Origin of the sequence: Streptomyces incanus (assembly GCF_042656345.1) — a bacterium.
GTDB classification, from domain to species: domain Bacteria; phylum Actinomycetota; class Actinomycetes; order Streptomycetales; family Streptomycetaceae; genus Streptomyces; species Streptomyces incanus.
Map to the genome: position 1 here is coordinate 105502 of NZ_JBHSPC010000011.1, position 17600 is coordinate 123101.

14 protein-coding genes and 1 pseudogene are annotated in these 17600 nt (G+C 72.1%); 4 read left to right on the top strand and 11 right to left on the bottom strand.

Annotated features, from left to right (window positions below; genetic code table 11):
* Positions 1-61: 61 nt before the first annotated feature.
* A complete protein-coding gene (locus tag ACFP2V_RS03300; RefSeq protein WP_381205015.1) occupies positions 62-1663 on the bottom strand; it encodes a protein kinase domain-containing protein in 1602 nt (533 codons plus the stop codon).
* A gap of 347 nt (positions 1664-2010) precedes the next feature.
* Here ACFP2V_RS03300 and ACFP2V_RS03305 point away from each other — a divergent pair, with 347 nt between their 5' ends.
* Positions 2011-3693, top strand: coding sequence for a protein kinase domain-containing protein (locus ACFP2V_RS03305; RefSeq protein ID WP_381205018.1), 1683 nt, complete (start codon positions 2011-2013; stop codon positions 3691-3693).
* Between the two features lie 117 nt (positions 3694-3810).
* Here ACFP2V_RS03305 and ACFP2V_RS03310 read toward each other — a convergent pair whose 3' ends face one another.
* Positions 3811-4353, bottom strand: coding sequence for a bacterial proteasome activator family protein (locus ACFP2V_RS03310; RefSeq protein WP_381205021.1), 543 nt, complete (start codon positions 4351-4353; stop codon positions 3811-3813).
* A gap of 918 nt (positions 4354-5271) precedes the next feature.
* Here ACFP2V_RS03310 and ACFP2V_RS03315 point away from each other — a divergent pair.
* Entirely contained in the window at positions 5272-5421 is a 150-nt protein-coding gene (locus ACFP2V_RS03315; protein WP_381205024.1) for a hypothetical protein, read from the top strand.
* Between the two features lie 29 nt (positions 5422-5450).
* On the opposite strand, the gene ACFP2V_RS03320 is transcribed toward ACFP2V_RS03315, so the two are convergent.
* Positions 5451-6431 (bottom strand): NAD(P)H-quinone oxidoreductase, encoded by a 981-nt coding sequence (locus ACFP2V_RS03320; RefSeq protein WP_381205027.1) that lies wholly within the window; start codon positions 6429-6431, stop codon positions 5451-5453.
* An 86-nt stretch (positions 6432-6517) separates the two neighbouring features.
* On the opposite strand from ACFP2V_RS03320, the pseudogene ACFP2V_RS03325 reads away from it, so the two are divergent.
* Positions 6518-6834 (top strand): annotated as a pseudogene (locus ACFP2V_RS03325) (ABC transporter permease); the annotation flags it as partial.
* A 107-nt stretch (positions 6835-6941) separates the two neighbouring features.
* Here ACFP2V_RS03325 and ACFP2V_RS03330 read toward each other — a convergent pair.
* From ACFP2V_RS03330 to pdhA, 6 genes are all read right to left on the bottom strand, one after another.
* Positions 6942-8036, bottom strand: coding sequence for a potassium channel family protein (locus tag ACFP2V_RS03330; RefSeq protein WP_381205030.1), 1095 nt, complete (start codon positions 8034-8036; stop codon positions 6942-6944).
* A complete protein-coding gene (locus tag ACFP2V_RS03335) occupies positions 8033-9523 on the bottom strand; it encodes a molybdopterin molybdotransferase MoeA (RefSeq protein WP_381205033.1) in 1491 nt (496 codons plus the stop codon). The genes ACFP2V_RS03330 and ACFP2V_RS03335 overlap by 4 nt, the downstream gene beginning before the upstream one ends.
* Positions 9520-10464 carry an NTP transferase domain-containing protein gene (locus tag ACFP2V_RS03340; protein ID WP_381205140.1) on the bottom strand — a complete coding sequence of 315 codons (945 nt, stop codon included), beginning with the start codon at positions 10462-10464 and terminating at the stop codon, positions 9520-9522. Before ACFP2V_RS03340 ends, ACFP2V_RS03335 begins: the two co-directional genes overlap by 4 nt.
* Before the next feature lie 239 nt (positions 10465-10703).
* Positions 10704-12281 (bottom strand): dihydrolipoamide acetyltransferase family protein, encoded by a 1578-nt coding sequence (locus ACFP2V_RS03345; protein ID WP_381205036.1) that lies wholly within the window; start codon positions 12279-12281, stop codon positions 10704-10706.
* Complete coding sequence (locus ACFP2V_RS03350) at positions 12281-13285, bottom strand: alpha-ketoacid dehydrogenase subunit beta (protein WP_381205039.1); 1005 nt, start codon at positions 13283-13285, stop codon at positions 12281-12283. Before ACFP2V_RS03350 ends, ACFP2V_RS03345 begins: the two co-directional genes overlap by 1 nt.
* Complete coding sequence (pdhA, locus tag ACFP2V_RS03355) at positions 13282-14448, bottom strand: pyruvate dehydrogenase (acetyl-transferring) E1 component subunit alpha (protein ID WP_381205042.1); 1167 nt, start codon at positions 14446-14448, stop codon at positions 13282-13284. Before pdhA ends, ACFP2V_RS03350 begins: the two co-directional genes overlap by 4 nt.
* Before the next feature lie 190 nt (positions 14449-14638).
* On the opposite strand from pdhA, the gene ACFP2V_RS03360 reads away from it, so the two are divergent.
* Positions 14639-15124 carry an Lrp/AsnC family transcriptional regulator gene (locus tag ACFP2V_RS03360; protein WP_381205045.1) on the top strand — a complete coding sequence of 162 codons (486 nt, stop codon included), beginning with the start codon at positions 14639-14641 and terminating at the stop codon, positions 15122-15124.
* A gap of 234 nt (positions 15125-15358) precedes the next feature.
* On the opposite strand, the gene ACFP2V_RS03365 is transcribed toward ACFP2V_RS03360, so the two are convergent.
* Both ACFP2V_RS03365 and ACFP2V_RS03370 read right to left on the bottom strand, forming a co-directional pair.
* A complete protein-coding gene (locus ACFP2V_RS03365) occupies positions 15359-15949 on the bottom strand; it encodes a TetR/AcrR family transcriptional regulator (protein ID WP_381205048.1) in 591 nt (196 codons plus the stop codon).
* On the bottom strand, positions 15946-17460 hold the full coding sequence (locus ACFP2V_RS03370) for a 3-hydroxyacyl-CoA dehydrogenase (protein ID WP_381205051.1): 1515 nt from the start codon (positions 17458-17460) through the stop codon (positions 15946-15948). Before ACFP2V_RS03370 ends, ACFP2V_RS03365 begins: the two co-directional genes overlap by 4 nt.
* Positions 17461-17600: the final 140 nt, after the last annotated feature.

A 17600-nucleotide genomic window follows, 5' to 3' on the forward strand; every position in this document is an offset into this window, starting at 1 on the left:
GGACGCGGGACGGGGCGGACGCTTGAGCGCCCGCCCCGTAGTCCGTGCTCGTAGTTCGTGGTCAGCCGCCGGTGACGGCGCCGGCGGCCGCGCCGCCCTCCGTACCGCCGTTGACCGCGCCACCCTCACTGCCGCCCGTCTCCGGGTCCGGCTCCGGGTCCGGCTCCGGCGGTTCCTCGGGCTGCGTCACCGTCGGCGTCGTCGGGGTGTCCGTCGGCTCGCCCGTCGGCTCCTCGGGCTGCGGCTGGCTCTGCGTCGTCGTCGGGTACGGGGTGTACGGCGGGACGTAGCCCCCGCCACCGGAACCGTTGCCGGTGCCGGTGTCCGTGTTCGGCGTCTCCGGCTCCTTGGTGGCGTCGTCCTCGTCCGGTGACGCGCTGGGCTTCTCCTTCTCGCTGGTCTGCGAGGAGGACGGCGACTCGGACGGCTTCTTGTCGCCGTCGTCGCCGCCGCCGCTTTTCAGTGCCAGCGCGACACCCGCGACGACGGCGATCACCGCGAGCACCGCGAGAATCCACAGCTTGCCGCGGCCGTTGCCCCGGTTGTCACCACCCTCGAAACCGCCGTCGTCCCCGCCGCCGTACCGGTGGGGGAGGATCGGCTGCGGGATGGCCGCGGTGCCGGAGGCGTCCGGGTGCGGCATCGCCGTCGTGCCCGCGAAACCCGCCGCCGGGGTGCGCCCGCCGTCGTGCATGTCGACCGGACCGGTGTTCCAGGTGCCGGTGTGGCCGCCCTGGTCGTAGAGCATCTGCAGCCCGTACTGGATCAGCCCGCGCATCTCCTCGGCCGTCTGGAACCGGTCGTCCGGCTCCTTGGCGAGTGAGCGCATGACAAGCCCGTCCAGTTCCGGCGGGCTGGCGTCGGAGACCTCCGACGGGGGCGTGGGGATGTCCTGCACGTGCTGGTAGACCACGGACAGCGGCGTCTCACCGGTGAACGGGGGCCGCAGTGCCAGCAGTTCGTACAGCATGCAGCCGGTCGCGTACAGGTCGGACCGGTGGTCGACGGCCTTGCCGAGCGCCTGCTCCGGCGAGAGGTACTGCGGGGTGCCCATGACCATGCCGGTCTGCGTCATCGTCGTGGACGCGCCGTGCAGCGCGCGGGCGATGCCGAAGTCCATCACCTTCACGGCACCGTTGTGCGTGATGATGACGTTGGCGGGCTTGATGTCGCGGTGCACGATGCCGTGCTGGTGCGAGTAGGCCAGCGCCTCCAGGACGCCGGAGACGATGATCAGCGCCTGTTCGGGGCCGGGCGCCTCGGCGTTGACCAGGAGATCGCGGATCGTGCGGCCCTCGACGATCTCCATGATGATGTACGGCACGGCCTGGCCGCCCACGATGTCCTCACCGGAGTCGTACACGGCGACGATCGCGTGGTGGTTGAGACCGGCCACCGACTGCGCCTCGCGTGTGAACCGCGCTTTGGCGATCGGGTCCTCGGCGAGATCGGTATGCATCAGTTTGACGGCGACCGTCCGCCCGAGCCGCACGTCCTCCGCGGCGAACACCTCGGCCATGCCGCCCCGGCCGAGTCGGTGCGTCAGCCGGTAACGTCCGTCGCCGACAAGTCCGCCGTTACCCCAGTTGTCCGGCGCGTCCGACATGCCGCCGCCAGTCGCCTCGGGGTCGGACGGGCCCTGAGCGCGCTGCTGCTGTGCCATCAGTCCTCGCCGTCGTTTCTGCCCGCGGTGCGCGCGGTGTTGTCACGGTCTCCGTCGGCCACGCTACAGCCTTCACACCGGCCTCCCGTCCGGGACGGGCTGCCAAGAACGGGCATGAGACGGACCGGCCATGAAACCCGCAATCCATATCGTCGTGCAAATTCCGTGCACCGGCCTCACGTCCCCTGTAACGCTTCCGCGACGCTTCTCTCCCGTCCGGTCACGGAACGGGCCCCACGCTTGACGTGGCAGGGGCCTGGGGCAGACTTGGCCGGGCACAGCGCATTGGATCTACGAGGAATCGGTCGCCGACGGCAGTGCCGGAGAGGCTACGGGGGACGCGGAACATGAGCCAGGACGGCGCACAGGGCCACAACACGGGGCGCGCGCTCGCCGGCGGCCGCTACCAACTGCGCGACCTGCTCGGCCAGGGCGGCATGGCCTCCGTCCACCTCGCGTACGACAGCGTGCTCGACCGTCAGGTCGCGATCAAGACCTTGCACACGGAACTCGGCAGGGAGCAGGCCTTCCGCGAACGCTTCCGCCGCGAGGCCCAGTCCGTGGCGAAGCTCACTCACACCAACATCGTCTCGGTCTTCGACACCGGCGAGGACGATGTGGACGGCATGACGACTCCGTACATCGTCATGGAGTACGTCGAGGGCCGCCCGCTCGGCTCCATACTCGACGAGGACGTGCGGCAGCAGGGCGCGATGCCCGCCGACAAGGCGCTGAAGATCACCGCGGACGTGCTGGCAGCCCTGGAGATCAGCCACGAGATGGGCCTGGTCCACCGGGACATCAAGCCGGGCAACGTGATGACGACCAAGCGCGGCGTGGTCAAGGTGATGGACTTCGGCATCGCCCGCGCCATGCAGTCCGGCGTGACGTCGATGACACAGACCGGCATGGTCGTCGGCACCCCGCAGTACCTCTCGCCCGAGCAGGCGCTCGGACGGGGCGTCGACGCCCGCTCCGACCTGTACTCGGTCGGCATCATGCTCTTCCAACTGGTCACCGGGCGGCTCCCCTTCGACGCCGACTCGCCGCTGGCCATCGCATACGCGCACGTGCAGGAGGAGCCGCCGCTCGCCTCCTCGGTCAACCGCTCGCTGCCCCCGGCCGTGGACGCGCTGATCACCCGCGCACTGAAGAAGAACCCGAACGAGCGTTTCCCCAGCGCCGAAGCCATGCGCGGCGAGTGCCTGCGGGTGAGCCAGTCCTTCCAGGCCGCCCCGCCGAGCATCGTCCCCGGCACACGCGGGCAGAGCGGCTCGGGCGTCGGCTCCGCGGTGTTCCCGCCCGTCGACCAGTCGGCACCGGTGGCTCCGGGCAGCGTCCAGACGCCGTACACGCCGGGCCCGCCCCCGCACCACACCCCGAACCCGTACGGCACCCCGGCCGCGCCGGGCCCGACCCCGGCATACGGCTACCCCCAGCAGGGCGCCCCGCAGGGCGGCTACGCGACACCCCACTTCCCGTACGGCGCGCAGCACGGCGGCCCGTCGACGCCACCGCCGTACAACCTGGCTCCCCAGGGGCCGGGCTCGGGCGGATCGGGCGGCGGCAGGAACAACAAGCCGGTGATCATCGGCTCGATCGTCGTGTCCGTCCTCGCCGCCGGCGGCCTGGTCGCGGCGCTGCTGGCCAACGGCGGCGACGACGAGAAAAACCAGGCCGGCGACCCGGGCGTCAGCGCGTCGGTGTCGGCGTCGGCCTCCGAGGCGGCCGGCTACCGCGGGCCCGACCCGACCAGGACGATCGACTCGGAGGAGTGCACGGACCCGGAGGAGTCCTACAACGACGAGGACAAGATCAAGCTCCCGAAGCTGAAGTTCAAGAACATCGCGTCGGTCAAGGAATGCTTCCAGGCCGCCGGCTGGGACCTGGACGTGCGGAACGTCGACGAGAACACGTACGGCGAAGGCACGGTCATGAACCAGTTCCCCGCCGCCGGTACGGACGTCGACCCCAAGGACATGCCCAAGATCCAGCTCGACGTCTCCACGGGCAACCCGCCGAACGGCTGAGCCCCTGGAGAGACCTGAGTCCACCAGGACATCAGGACAAAGGGCACGCAAAGGGGGCCCGGCTTCGATGCCGGGCCCCCTTTTCGACTGTCGCCCTGTCGAAGCGGGCAGGGACGACTACAGGTAGGGGCCACCCGCGCGGCCGCCCATCGGGGGTTCCTCGGTTCCGCCGTCACCGACGCCCGGCGGAAGGGCCCGGCGCATCTGCTCCAACTGGGCGCGCGCGGCCATCTGCTGGGCGAAGAGCGTGGTCTGGATACCGTGGAAGAGGCCCTCCAGCCAGCCCACCAACTGGGCCTGCGCGATCCGCAGTTCGGAGTCGCTCGGAGTCGCCTCGTCCGTGAAGGGCAGCGAAAGCCGCTCCAGCTCCTCGACCAGCTGGGGTGCCAGTCCGTCCTCGAGCTCCTTCACCGAGCTGGCGTGGATCTCCTTGAGCCGGACCCGGCTGGCCTCGTCCAGAGGGGCCGCGCGCACCTCCTCCAGCAGCTGCTTGATCATGCTTCCGATCCGCATGACCTTCGCGGGCTGCTCCACCTGCTCCGTCACCGGGACCTCGCGGGAGTCCTCGTCCCCCGGGCCCCCGCCGAGCGCCATCCCGTCCTGGCCGACGACCAGAATATGTGGGTTGTCCGGCGACCGTTCGTTCCTCGGCATCTCCATGCGGCCATTCTCTCGCACGCCCGCCCCACACCTCCGGGGCCCCCTGACCGCCCCCCTGCCCACCCCCTGACTGGAGGAGTCCGAAATGCCGGGGACGCGCCGGAATGCGAGCCTGTTGAAGTCCATCCGGCCCATCTTGCCGACGGTGCGAACGGGCACCGGCCGGTGCGGGAGGTCACCGTCGTGACTCCATGGCTGTATGCAGTGAGGGCAACGGGGGCGGGGCTCGCCCTGCGAGCGGGCGTCGCACTCGGGGTGGTGACGGGCGCGGTGGCCGCGGCTGGGGTGGGGGCGGCGATGCCGTGCAGCGCTGCCGTGACGCCCTTCGGTACGACGGTGGCTCACGACTCCGAAGAGGCGGCGGGCGGGCGTCAGGAAACGGTGGCCGGAGGGTCCGAGGTGCCCTCCCCCGCGACCGCACACTCACCCTCTCCTGCTCCCTCTTCCGCGCCCTTACCCTTCCGTCTGGCTGAGGTTGCGGGGGCGGCTGCGGGGGCGGCTGCGACGCCGTCGCTCTGGTCCTCCGCACAGCAGCCCTCCCGGGCCGGCAGCCGGCCCGGGGAAGGGCGGAAGCGGCCGGGGCGGGAAGTGCCCGGAGCGGAGGGGAGAAGCGAAAGGCCCGAGGGGTCCGAAGGAACCGGGAAGGCGGACCCGCAGGGTGAACGGGACGGCGGACCGAGCGACGGCCGGCGCGGCACCGGCGATGACGACGGCGCGAGCCCTGTGCCGGAACTCTCCGGTCCGGGCGACGACGTGAGTGGCGTCCCCGAGAAGCCGGGCGGGGCCCATGTCGGTGCGGAGGACGGCGGGTCCGCCCCGCACTCCGGAGACAGTACGGACGGAGCCAAGGAACCCGGGGCCGGCGCCACCCATCGGACCCCCCCGTCGCAGGATGCCGCCGCCACGGTGACCTCTGATATGTCGCGGCAGCACGCGGCGAAGACCGGCACCGGCACCGAGCGCTCCACCGGGCCCGTGCTGCGCATCCTGCCCCTGGGCGGCGGACTGGTCCTGATGGGGCTCGGGCTGGGGCTGGCGTTCGTGGGCCTCAGGCTGCGGCGGAGCTGAAGCACGAAGCCCACGGACATCCGGACGTCCTACGGCGCGATCAGCAGCACCTTGCCGATGTGGCCGCTGGCCTCCACGACCCGGTGGGCATCGGCCGCGTCCGGCATCGGGATCTCACGGTCGACGACGGGACGGACATGGCCGCCGTCGATCAGCGGCCAGACGTGTTCCCGCACGGCCGCGACGATCGCCGCCTTCTCCGCCGGCGGCCGGGCGCGCAGCGAGGTCGCGCTGATGGCGGCACGCTTGCCGAGGAGGGCGCCGATGTTCAGTTCGCCCTTGACGCCGCCCTGCATGCCGATGATCGCGAGCCGGCCGTTGACGGCAAGGGCCTTGACGTTGCGGTCCAGGTACTTGGCGCCCATGTTGTCGAGGATGACGTCCGCGCCGGCGCCGTCGGTGGCCTGCTTCAGCTCGGCCACGAAGTCCTGCTCGCGGTAGTTGATCAGGATGTCGGCGCCCAACTCGGCGCAGCGCTCCAGCTTCTCCTTCGTGCCGGCCGTGACGGCTACCTTGGCTCCGACGGCCTTGGCGAGCTGGATCGCCATGGTGCCGATGCCGCTGGAGCCGCCGTGTACGAGCAGCGTCTCGCCTGGGCGGAGGTGGGCCACCATGAAGACGTTGGACCAGACCGTGCAGACGACCTCCGGGAGCGCCGCCGCCTGCTTGAGGTCGAGCCCCTCGGGGACGGGGAGCAACTGGCCGACCGGGACGGCGACCTGCTCCGCGTAGCCTCCGCCCGCGAGCAGCGCGCACACCTCGTCACCGACCGCCCACCCGGTCACCCCGGGACCGAGCGCGGTGATCCGGCCGGAGCACTCCAGGCCGGGGTAGGGGGAGGCGCCGGGCGGGGGGTCGTAGAAGCCCTGCCGCTGCATGATGTCGGCGCGGTTGACGGCGCCGGCCACCACCTCGACCAGTACCTCGCCCTCACCGGGAACGGGATCGGGGACCTTCGCCCACACCAGCGTCTCGGGCCCACCGGGTTCGGGAATCGTGATCGCATACATGAGAAGGACGCTACCCCTGGCCGGGCCGTGGGAGGCTCAGGTCCGGGACCGATCCGGTCCGGGGACAGCCTGGACGAGGTGTTCCTCTGGTCTTCGCGTTCGCGTTCTCGTGGATCTGGACGATGTCCGGGTTGATGCTGCGCACCGAGAAGTCCGTGATGGGCGTCAGCATGACGGTGATCTTCCCGCTCACCTTCCTGTCCAACGTCTTCGTCGACCCCGGCACCATGCCGGGCCGGCTCCAGGCCTTCGTCGACAACAGTCCCGTCACGCACCTGGCGTCCGCGGCGCGCGGACTGATGGCGGGGGGCCGGCCGACGAGGTGGCCTGGTCGCTGGGCTGGTCCACCCTGTTCATCCTGGTCTTCGGACCGATCACGATGCGGCTCTACAACCGCAAGTGACGTGGGCCGGCGACGCGGTGGGAAACGCGGAGCCCCCGGGGGCTGTACACCCCGGGGGCTCCGCCTTTCCCGTACCTTCTCGTGGTTCCTCGTCCGCCCCGGCGGTGTCAGTCGTGGAGCGGGCGGATGTCGGGGGTGACCTGGGTACCCGGCGTCGCCCGCACGATGGTGATCAGCCGGTCCGTCAGCTCGAGCGTCCCGACGTTCTCGTCGTCGTAACCGAGCACCCGGTGCCCGCGCAGGACGCTCACCACCAGATCGCCGACCTCGCGCGGCGACTTGCCCACCTCGGCCTTTATGACCGGCCGTTCGATCATGTCGAGACCGCTGCCCTGCTGGATGAGGTCCTCCATCACCATGCCCGCCGCGGGGCTGAGCACGGACAGACCGAGCAGCCGGCCGGCCGCGCTGGCACTGGTGATGACCGCGTCGGCACCCGACTGCTTCAGCAGCGGGGCGTTCTCCTCCTCGCGCACCGCGACCACGATCTTCGCGCCGCGGTTGAGCTGGCGGGCCGTCAGCGTCACCAGCACGGCCGTGTCATCGCGCTGTGTGGCGATGATGATCTGCTTCGCCCGATAGGCCTCGGCCCGCTTCAGCACCTCACTGCGCGTCGCGTCCCCTATGACACCCGCGAATCCGTCGGCCGCCGCGGCCTCGATCGCCTTGCTGCTGGGGTCGACCACCACGACCTGCTCCTTGCGGAGCCCCGTCGCGCAGACGGTCTTGATCGCGGACCTGCCCTTCGTGCCGAATCCGACGACGATGGTGTGATCACGCAACGTGGACCTCCAGCGGTTCAGTCGCCACTCCTCCCGCGTGCGTTCGGTGAGGGCTTCGAGGGTGGTGCCGACCAGGATGATCAGGAACATCACGCGCAACGGCGTGACGACGAAGATGTTGGTCAGCCGGGCAGCGTCGCTGACCGGAGTGATGTCGCCGTATCCCGTGGTGGAAAGGGTGACGGTCGCGTAGTAGAAGGCGTCGAGGAAGTCGAGGGTGCCGTCGGAGTTGTCGATGTAGCCGTCGCGGTCGGCGTACACGATCAACGCCGTCACCACGAGGAGGAGCAACGCCATGGACAGCCGCTTGGTGACCTGGCGGATCGGGTGCTCGACCACCTTCCTCGGCAGTTTCACCCGATGGGTCACCAGGTGCTCGTCCGCCTGGCGGGCAATGGCGTCCTCACCCGAAAGTTTCACGTGAAACACACCCCGATTCCCCCGGACGCCCAGGGCAGGTCGAGCAGTTCCGCCTCCTGGCCGGGGTGTGTGCCGCCCGGAGGGACGACCGCGAGGGCGTCGGCCGCCGCGATGCCACGCAGCATGGCCGGGCCGTTGTAGTGCAACGGCAGGGCTACGTCACCGCGCAGTACGACCGGGATGAGCCGGGTGTCGTGCGGGTGTCCATGAACCGCGTCCCGCAGCGGCATCATGTACGGCTCGGGGGCGGGGCGGGCCGCAAGGGTCCGCAGCAGGGGTTCGGCGAGCGTGAGCAGCCCGGAGACCGCGGCAAGGGGGTTGCCGGGCAGGCCGACGAGGTACTGGTTCTCCTTGGTCCGGGCCAGGAGCATGGGGTGGCCGGGACGCACCTCTACTCCGTCCACGAGGAGTTCGGCGCCGATGCGGCGCAGCGTCGGGTGGACGTGGTCGACCGGGCCCGCGGCGGTACCGCCGGTAGTGAGGACGACATCGGCGTCGGACCTCGTGATCGCCTTGTACAGCGTCTGCGCGTCATCGTGGACCCGGCGGACGGCGGTGACCTCGGCACCGAGCGCGCGCAGCCAGGGCGGCAGCATCGGGCCGAGGGCGTCCCGGATCAGTCCGTCGTGCGGCAGGCCTCCGGTGAGCAGTTCGTCGCCGAGGACGAGGACTTCGACGCGGGGGCGGGGGAGGGTACTGAGCGTGTCGTATCCGGCGGCCGCGGCGAGGCCCAGCACGGCCGGGGTCACCAGGGTGCCGACGGGCAGCAGCTGCTCGCCGCTGCGGCACTCCTGGCCGCGTGGGCGGATGTCCTGACCGTGCGCGACCGCGGAGGCGGGCCCGGCGTGGGGTGCGCCCGCCGGCCGGGGCGAGGTGGCTCGGGGCGGGGTGGCGTGCAGCCGGCCGTTGTCGTCGGTACGGCCGTGTTCGCTGCGCAGGACGGCGGTGGTGTCCGGGGGGACACGGGCGCCGGTGGCGATACGGACGGCTTCGCCGTCGGTGAGCGGCGGGTGCTCGGCGTGCCCGGCGAGAATGCCCTCCTCCCGCACTGCCCAGGGTCCGGGGCCGGAGACCGCCCAGCCGTCCATGGCCGAGGTGTCGAAGGAGGGCAGGTCGGTGAGGGCCGTGAGGGGGGCGGCCAGGGTGAGGCCGAGGGCGGCGTCGAGCGGCACGGGGGCCGGGGCACGGTGGGCGGCCCGACTGCCGGTGCCCCGGCGTGCGGCGCGCTCTGCGACGGTGCGGGCCTCGGTCCAGGAGAGGGCGTGGCGGTCGTCGTGGCGCGAGTGGCGGCCGGCGGGGCTCCGGCCGTCCGCGGCGGGCCGGGGCCCGCCCCGCCGGGGGGTGCGGGTGCGGGCGGGGTCACCGGGGATCCGGCCGGAGACCTCGTTCACGAGGGCGAGAGCCTCCTCGACGTCGAGATCATCGGGATCCTCGGCATCGTCGGTGGCCCCGGCGCCCTTGTCGGCTCGGGGCTCGGGCGCGTTCATTCGGCGTCCGGGCGTGTGCCGGGAGCCTGGGCCGGGTCGGGGGCCCCACCAGGGGCCGTGTCAGCGGCGTCGGACGGCCTGTCCGCGGGCTGCGCGGGCGCGGCGTCGGTGGTGTCCTCGTCGGCCCAGCGGGTGGCGAGGGCGGCGGCCTTGCGCGCGGCCTCGGCAACGGCCTCCTGGTCACCGCCCGCGCGGGCGGCCGCATAACCGACGAGGAAGGTGGTCAGCGGCGCCGCCGGCCTGGCCACACCATGGGCGGCGTCACGGGCGAGGTCGAGGAGGACGCCGGTGTCGACGTCCAGCTCGATGCCCAGCTCGTCCTTGACTGCGGAAATCCATTCATCCAACACGTGTCCATGCTCCCTGATGCGTGCTCTGGCGGCGGCGATGTCGTCCCAGGTGTCGCAGTCGAACGACGCCACCGGGCCGAGGATTCGGGTGAGGTCGAGCGCGCCGGTCAGCCGGCGCAGCGGCAACCCGGTCAACGCGCCGTGCCGTTCGGCGAGCACGGCCAGTCCGCGACGCAGGGCCGCCGTCCGGTACGCGGCCACGAGCGGCTGGTCCCGGCCGTCGGCGTCGGTCAGCAGGACCCCGTCCGCCGTGCTCGCTCGAAGGGCGGTCAGCAGCTCGTCGACGGTGGGTCCGTCGAGGAACGGCAGGTCGGCGGAGAGCAGCACGACGTACTCCGCGGTGCTCAGCCGGAGCCCCGCGTCGAGCGCGGCGAGCGGTCCGCCGCCCGGCGGCTCCTCACGCGCCCAGGACACGGGCCGGGAGGTGGGCCGGGGGTCGGCCACGACGACGGTGGTGCGGGCACCGGAGCAGGCGGCCAGCACGCGGTCGAGCAGCGATCGGCCGCCCACCCGCACCCCGGGCTTGTCCGCACCCCCGAGCCGCCGGGCACCTCCACCGGCCAGCACGAGGGCGTCGTACGCGAGGGGCACGGCGGGCGTGGGGCGCTTGCGGGGCGCGGCGGACTCGTCGTACGCGGCGGGCGCCGCCCGGCCCGGCGCGAGGTCGCGGTCACGGGCGCGGTCGCGGTCGCGGTCGCCAGCGGCTCCAGGAGCACCCGGGAGCTCGTACTCGGTCACCCCCCGAGTATGCGTGCCCCCGCGAGCACGGGGAACGCGGGGGCACGGAGAGCACGGACAACACGGACAGGGAGAACAGGGAGAACAGGACGTCACAGCGTCCGCAGCAGCACCGCCGGTTGTTCCACGCAGTCCGCCACGTACCGCAGGAAGCCGCCTGCCGTGCCGCCGTCACAGACCCGGTGGTCGAAGGTGAGCGAGAGCTGCACGACCTGCCTCACCGCCAACTCGCCCTCGTGCACCCAGGGCTTGGGGACGATGCGGCCGACGCCGAGCATGGCCGCCTCGGGATGGTTGATGATCGGGGTGGAACCGTCGACGCCGAAGACGCCGTAGTTGTTCAACGTGAACGTGCCGCCCGTGAGTTCCGCCGGCGTCAGTGTTCCCGTGCGGGCCGCCTCGGTCAGCCGGGCGAACTCCGCCGTCAGCGATTCCGCGTTGCGCGTGTGCGCGTCCCGTACGACAGGGACGACGAGCCCGCGCTCGGTCTGCGCGGCGAAGCCGAGATGCACGGCCGTGTGCTGGACGACCTCCCTGGCCGCCATGTCCACGGAGGAGTTGAGCTCGGGGAAGCGAGCCAGCGCGGCGGTGCAGATCCGGGCCAGCAGGGCGAGCACGGAGATCTTCGGCCCGCCGGCCACGGGGCTCTGGGGGCGCTCCTCGGCGAAGCGCCTCATGGCGTCCCGCGCCCGCATCAGCTCGGTCGCGTCGGCGTCCACCCAGCAGGTCGCGTCGGGGATCTCGGTACGGCTGCGGGAGAGCTTGTCGGCCATGACACCGCGGATGCCCTTGAGGGGGATGCGGGTGGCCTCCGGGGCACCGACGGTCGGTATGTGCGCCTGCACCTGCTCCTGTGCCGGTGTCCGCGGCACGGTCTGTGCCTGTGCCGCGGTCTGTGCCGGTGTCTGCGGCACGCGCGGGTGCGGCTCGGCGGTGGGCGTCCGGCCCTTGCCGGCCTGCGTTCCGGCGGCCCGGAGCGCGTACTCCACGTCCGCCCTCAGGATCAGCCCCTCGGGCCCGGAACCAGCCATCTCCCGCAGGTCCAGGCCGTTCTGCCGGGCCAGCCGGCGCACCAGGGGCGAGATCACGGGAACCGGCCCGTCCACCGCCCCGGCGGTACGGGCCTGCCGGGCAGCGGGTGCCCGTCCGTCGTCATCGGCGGCGGCGGCCCAACCGTTCGTCGTGGGCTCAGTGGGCTCAGCGGGCGTGGCGGGCGTGGCCGACGCGCTCTGCGCCGGCTGTCCCGGCCGGACCCTGCGACGCCGGGCCGGCGCCTCCGAAGTGCCGTAACCGACCAGCACATTGCCGGAGCCCTCCGAGCGTGGGCCCTCCGCACGCGAACTGCCGGCACGGGAGCTGTCGGCACGGGAGACATCCGTTGCGGGACGCGGCTCCCCCGCCGGACGGCCGTCGTCGTCGGCCGGGCCGTCCACCGCGACCGTGATCAGCGGGGCGCCCACCGGCACCTCGGCTCCCTCCTCGCCGAAGCGGGCGGTGACCACGCCCCCGTAGGGGCAGGGCACGTCCACCATGGCCTTGGCCGTCTCGACCTCGACGACCGGCTGGTCGACGGCGACGACCTCGCCGACCTCGACCAGCCAGCGCACGATCTCCGCCCCGGTGAGCCCCTCACCGAGGTCGGGGAGCTTGAACTCCAGCACCTGTGCCATCAGCTTTCGACCTCCCACTGCAGACGCCCCACGGCATCCAGGATCCGGTCGACGCCGGGCAGGTGGTGACGCTCCAGCATCGGCGGCGGATACGGGAGATCGAACCCTGCCACACGCAGCACCGGCGCCTCCAGGTGATGGAAGCAGCGCTCCGTGACCCGGGCCACGATCTCGCCGCCGGGACCGCCGAATCCGCCCGACTCATGGACGACGACCGCGCGTCCCGTCCGCCGCACCGAGGCGCACACCGTCTCGTCGTCGAACGGCACCAGCGAGCGCAGGTCGACGACCTCCAGGTCCCAGCCCTCGGCACGGGCCGCCTCGGCCGCCTCCATGCAGACGGGAACGGACGGCCCGTACGTGATGAGCGTGGCGCTCCGGCCGGAGCGCCGCACCACCGCACGGCCCAAGGGTTCAACGAGCGTCGGCCGCTCCGGGTTCCAGGAGTCCTTCGACCAGTACAGACGCTTGGGTTCGAGGAGGACGACCGGGTCGTCGGAGGCGATGGCGGCACGCAGCAGCCCATAGGCGTCCGGGACGGTCGCGGGCGTGACGACATGGAGCCCGGGAGTCGCCATGTAGTACGCCTCGGAGGAGTCGCTGTGATGCTCGACGCCGCCGATGCCACCGCCGTAGGGGATGCGGATGGTGAGCGGCAGGGGCATCGTCCCACGCGTGCGATTGCGCATCCTGGCGACGTGCGACGCCAACTGCTCGAACGCCGGGTAGGCGAACGCGTCGAACTGCATCTCCACGACCGGCCGCAGCCCGTACATCGCCATGCCGACGGCCGTTCCGAGGATGCCTGCCTCGGCCAGCGGGGTGTCCGTGCAGCGGTCCTCGCCGAACTCCTCGGCGAGTCCGTCGGTGATGCGGAAGACACCGCCGAGGGCGCCGACGTCCTCACCCATGACGTGCACCGACGGGTCCGCGGCCATCGCGTCGCGCAGCGCGCGCGTGAGCGCCTGCGCCATGGTGGCCGGTTTGGCGGCGACGGTGGTCATCTCTGCGTCCTCCCCGACTCGGGTGCGGGTCCGGCCTCGGCCTCGACCTCCGCCGCAAGCTCGGCCCTCAGCTGCTCCCGCTGTTCCAGCAGCTGGGAGGTGGGCTCGGCGTAGACGTGGGCGAACAGGTCCATGGGGTCGAGTACCGGGTCCTGGTTCATGCGCGCTCGCAGGTCGGCGGCCATGGTCTCGGCGTCCTGGCGGACGGCGGCGACGCGGTCGTCGTCGAGCAGACCGCGCCGGGTCAGTTCCTGTTCGAGGAGCGCGACGGGGTCGTGCTCCTTCCAGGTCTCCACCTCGGCCTCGCCCCGGTAGCGGGTCGCGTCGTCGGCGTTGGTGTGGGCCTCCACGCGGTAGGTGATCGCCTCGACCAGGGTCGGGCCGCCGCCCGCGCGCGCGTGGCGCACGGCGTCGGCCAGGACCTCGTGCACGGCGGCCGCGTCGTTGCCGTCGACCAGGCGGCCGGGCATCCCGTAGCCGACGGCCTTGTGGGCCAGCGACGGGGCCGCGGTCTGCTTGGCGAGCGGGACGGAGATCGCGAAGCCGTTGTTCTGGACGAGGAAGACGACCGGCGCCCGCCACACGGCGGCGAAGTTCAGTGCCTCGTGGAAGTCGCCCTCGCTGGTCCCGCCGTCGCCGACCATCGCCAGCGCGACCACGTCGTCGCCCTTGAGGCGGGCGGCGTGCGCGAGTCCGACGGCATGCGGCAACTGGGTGGCGAGCGGCGTGCTCAGCGGCGCGACCCGGTGCTCGTAGGGGTCGTAGCCGGTATGCCAGTCACCACGCAGGAGGGTGAGGGTCTCGACGGGGTCCACCCCGCGCGCGACGACGGCGAGCGTGTCGCGATAGCTCGGGAAGAGCCAGTCCTGCTCTTTCAGGACCAGCGCGGCGGCGACCTCACAGGCCTCCTGACCGGTGCTGGAGGGGTAGACCGCGAGACGGCCCTGCTTGGTGAGCGCGGTGGCCTGCGCGTTGTAACGGCGGCCCTTCACCAGCTCCGCGTACAGCCGGCGCAACAACTCCGGGTCGGCCGCGTCGGCCCGCCCGGTGCCGAGCACGCGGTACGGCTCCGGGTCGGGCAGCAACGGCGCGGGGTCGGTACGTGGCTGCCAGGCGGGCGGCGGGGTCGGCCGGTACGCGCCCCGCTGCTCCATGACCGTCATGACGGCACCTCCTCGTGGGAGCGGCTTGAAGAGGCGCGGCGTCTGTGACGCGCCCCACCAACCGATTGTTCGGTCGCCGGCACATTTTGGCTACGGGTGGCACCAGGCTGTGGACAAACGGTTCTCCACAGCCTGAGATGGACGCAGTACGTCCATGGCGGAGAGGCGGGGCCGGGTGTCGTCTGAACAAATGGCCGAGAGTCCGGAAGAGAGCGGGCCGTTGCCGCCCGCGCGCCCCCTGGACGCCATAGACCAGGACATCCTGCGCATGCTCCAGGCGGACGGCCGCGCGTCCGTCCGGTCCGTCGCCGACCGGGTCCATGTCTCCCGCGCGAACGCCTACGCCCGGATCAACCGGCTCGCGGAGGACGGCGTCATCCGCGGCTTCGGCGCCCGCGTCGATCACGAACGGGCCGGTCACGGCACCTCCGCGTACATCACACTGAAGATCGTCCAGAACACCTGGCGCACGGTCCGCGAGCAGCTGCGGCAGCTCCCCGGCGCCTCCCACATCGCCCTGGTGGGCGGCGACTTCGACGTGCTGCTCCTGGTGCACACCCCGGACAACCGGGCGTTGCGCGAGCTGGTGCTGACCCGGCTCCAGGCGATCCCCGAAGTGCTCAGCACGCGCACCCTGCTGGTGTTCGAGGAGGAGGACCTGGAACCACAGGGGTGAACCGCCGGACAAGCCCGGGACCGCTCCCGGACAGCCCCACGCGGAACTGCCCCACGCGGAACTGCCCCTGCGAGGACCGCGCCGGCCGGCCCTGGAGCCAGGGCCTCTCGTGTGGATCCAGGCCGGGCTCGCGGGCCCCGGCACCGCGCCTCGCCGCGTTGTCGTCGGTCCCCAGGGCGGTGCCCCCGGCACCGGACCCCGCTCCCTGACCCGGTCCGACCCGGACGAAAGACCCTAGGACGCCTCGCGCAGCCCGCCGAAGGCCAGCTGGACCACCGCGTCCGTCACCTCGCGCTCGCTCATGCCGCGTCCGTCCGGCCGGTACCACTCGACGATCGAGTTGATCATCCCGAAGACCAGCCGGGTCACCAGGCGCACCTCTATGTCGCCGCGCACGTCCCCGTCCGCCGCCGCGGCCTTCAGCAGTGCCGCCACCCGGTGGTCGAACTCGCGCCGCCGCTCCAGGGCCCACCGCTCGGTGCCCGTGTTGCCGCGCACGCGCAGCAGCAGCGTCACGTACGGCAGCTCCGCGATCAGGACCTCGACCATGCGCCGTACGACGTACTCCAGGCGCTCGGCGGCACGCCCCACGCGCGCGTGCTCCTCGTCGAGGATGCCGAAGAGCCCGTCCAGCGCCCGGCTCACCGCGCGCCGCAGCAGCTCCTCCTTGCCCGCCACGTGGTGGTATATCGACGACTTGGAGATGCCGGCGGCCTTGGAGAGGTGCTCCATGGAGGTGCCGTCGTAGCCACGTTCGTTGAACACCTGGACGGCGACGGAGAGCAGGGACTCCGGGGTGTACGTGTCGCGCCTGGCGGTGGTCATGGGGTGTCCTCCCGCTTCTCGGTGGCGCACGCGTACCGGTAGAGCGCGAGGGACGGCGCGTAGCGGCCGGACTGATCGCGCTCGTGCAGGTCCTCCAGGAGCGAGCCGGCCCATCCGCTGCCCAGGCGGCGGCTCCACTCGAAGGGCCCGAGGGGATAGTTGACGCCCAGGCGCATCGCGGTGTCGACGTCCTCCTCGGTGGCCACGCCCTTGGCGACGGCGTCATGCGCCAGATCGATGATCCGCGCCACCGTGCGCGCGACGATCATGCCGGGGACGTCCTCGATGACGCTGACCTTCTTTCCGAGCGCCTGGAACAGTCCGGTGGCCTCGGCGACGGTCCGCGCGGAGGTGGTCCGGGAGTGGGACAGGGCGATGCGCGTGGCCCCGCGGTAGTCCGGCGAGAGGTCGAAGTAGACGACGTCGCGGTACTCCACGGAGGTCTGGCCGTCGGCGAGCGCCAGCTGGCCGCCACTGGGCAGCACCAGGCGGGTGCCGTTGTCCTCGTCCTCCGTGCGGACCTGGATTCCGGCCTCGCGGATCAGGGCGAGCAGGTCCGAGGCAGGCCCCAGATCGCCCTCGGCGACCACGTACGCGGGTGGCCCGGCCCGCTCCGCGGTGTGCGGCTCGGGGCGCTCGGCGCCGTCCGCGTAGTCGTACCAGCCCCGGCCGCTCTTGCGGCCGAGACGGCCGGACTCGACCAGCCGGCGCTGGACCAGGGACGGTGTGAAGCGCACGTCCTGGAAGAAGGACTGCCACACCGATTGGGTGACGGACTCGTTGACGTCCTGCCCGATGAGGTCGGTCAGTTCGAAGGCGCCCATGCGGAAGCCGCCGGACTCGCGCAGCACCGCGTCGACGGTGGCCGGATCGGCCCCCTGGGACTCGTACACCGTGAAGGCCTCGGCGTAGAAGGGCCTGGCGATGCGGTTGACGATGAAGCCGGGGGTGTCGGCGCAGGCGACCGGCGTCTTGCCCCAGGCGCGGGCCGTCTCGTACGCGCGCGTGGCGCAGGTGACGTCGGTGGCGAACCCGGAGACGACCTCGACGAGCGGCAGCAGCGGCGCCGGGTTGAAGAAGTGCAGGCCCACGAAGCGGCCGGGGACGCGCAGGGCGCCGCCGATGGCGGTGACCGACAGGGAGGACGTGTTGGTGGCGAGCAGGCAGTCGTCGGAGACGACGTTCTCCAGCGCGCGGAACAGCTCCTGCTTGACGTCCAGGCGCTCCAGGACGGCCTCGACGACCAGGGCGCAGTCGGCGAGTGCGGCGAGGTCGTCGGCGGGCAGCAGACGGGCGCGGGCCGCGTCCCGGTCGGCGGCGGTGAGCCGCTCCTTCGCCACGAGCCGGTCGAGCCGGGCCACGATCCCCTCGGCCGCTTCCCGGGCCCGGCCGGGGGCGGCGTCGTACAGCCGCACGGGATGACCCGCGACCAGTGCGACCTGGGCGATGCCCTGGCCCATGGTGCCGGTGCCGACGACGGCCACGGGGCTGCTGAGGTCGAGTGCTGTCATGTGCGCGATCCTCCCGCACGGGCTTGTCCACAGATGCGGCGGACCCCCTTGTCCCGACCGATCGTTCGGTTACTCTAACTCCGAACGCCCGACTTCCGACATCCCTTGCCTCCGACGCCCTTCCCTCCGGCACCGGAAGC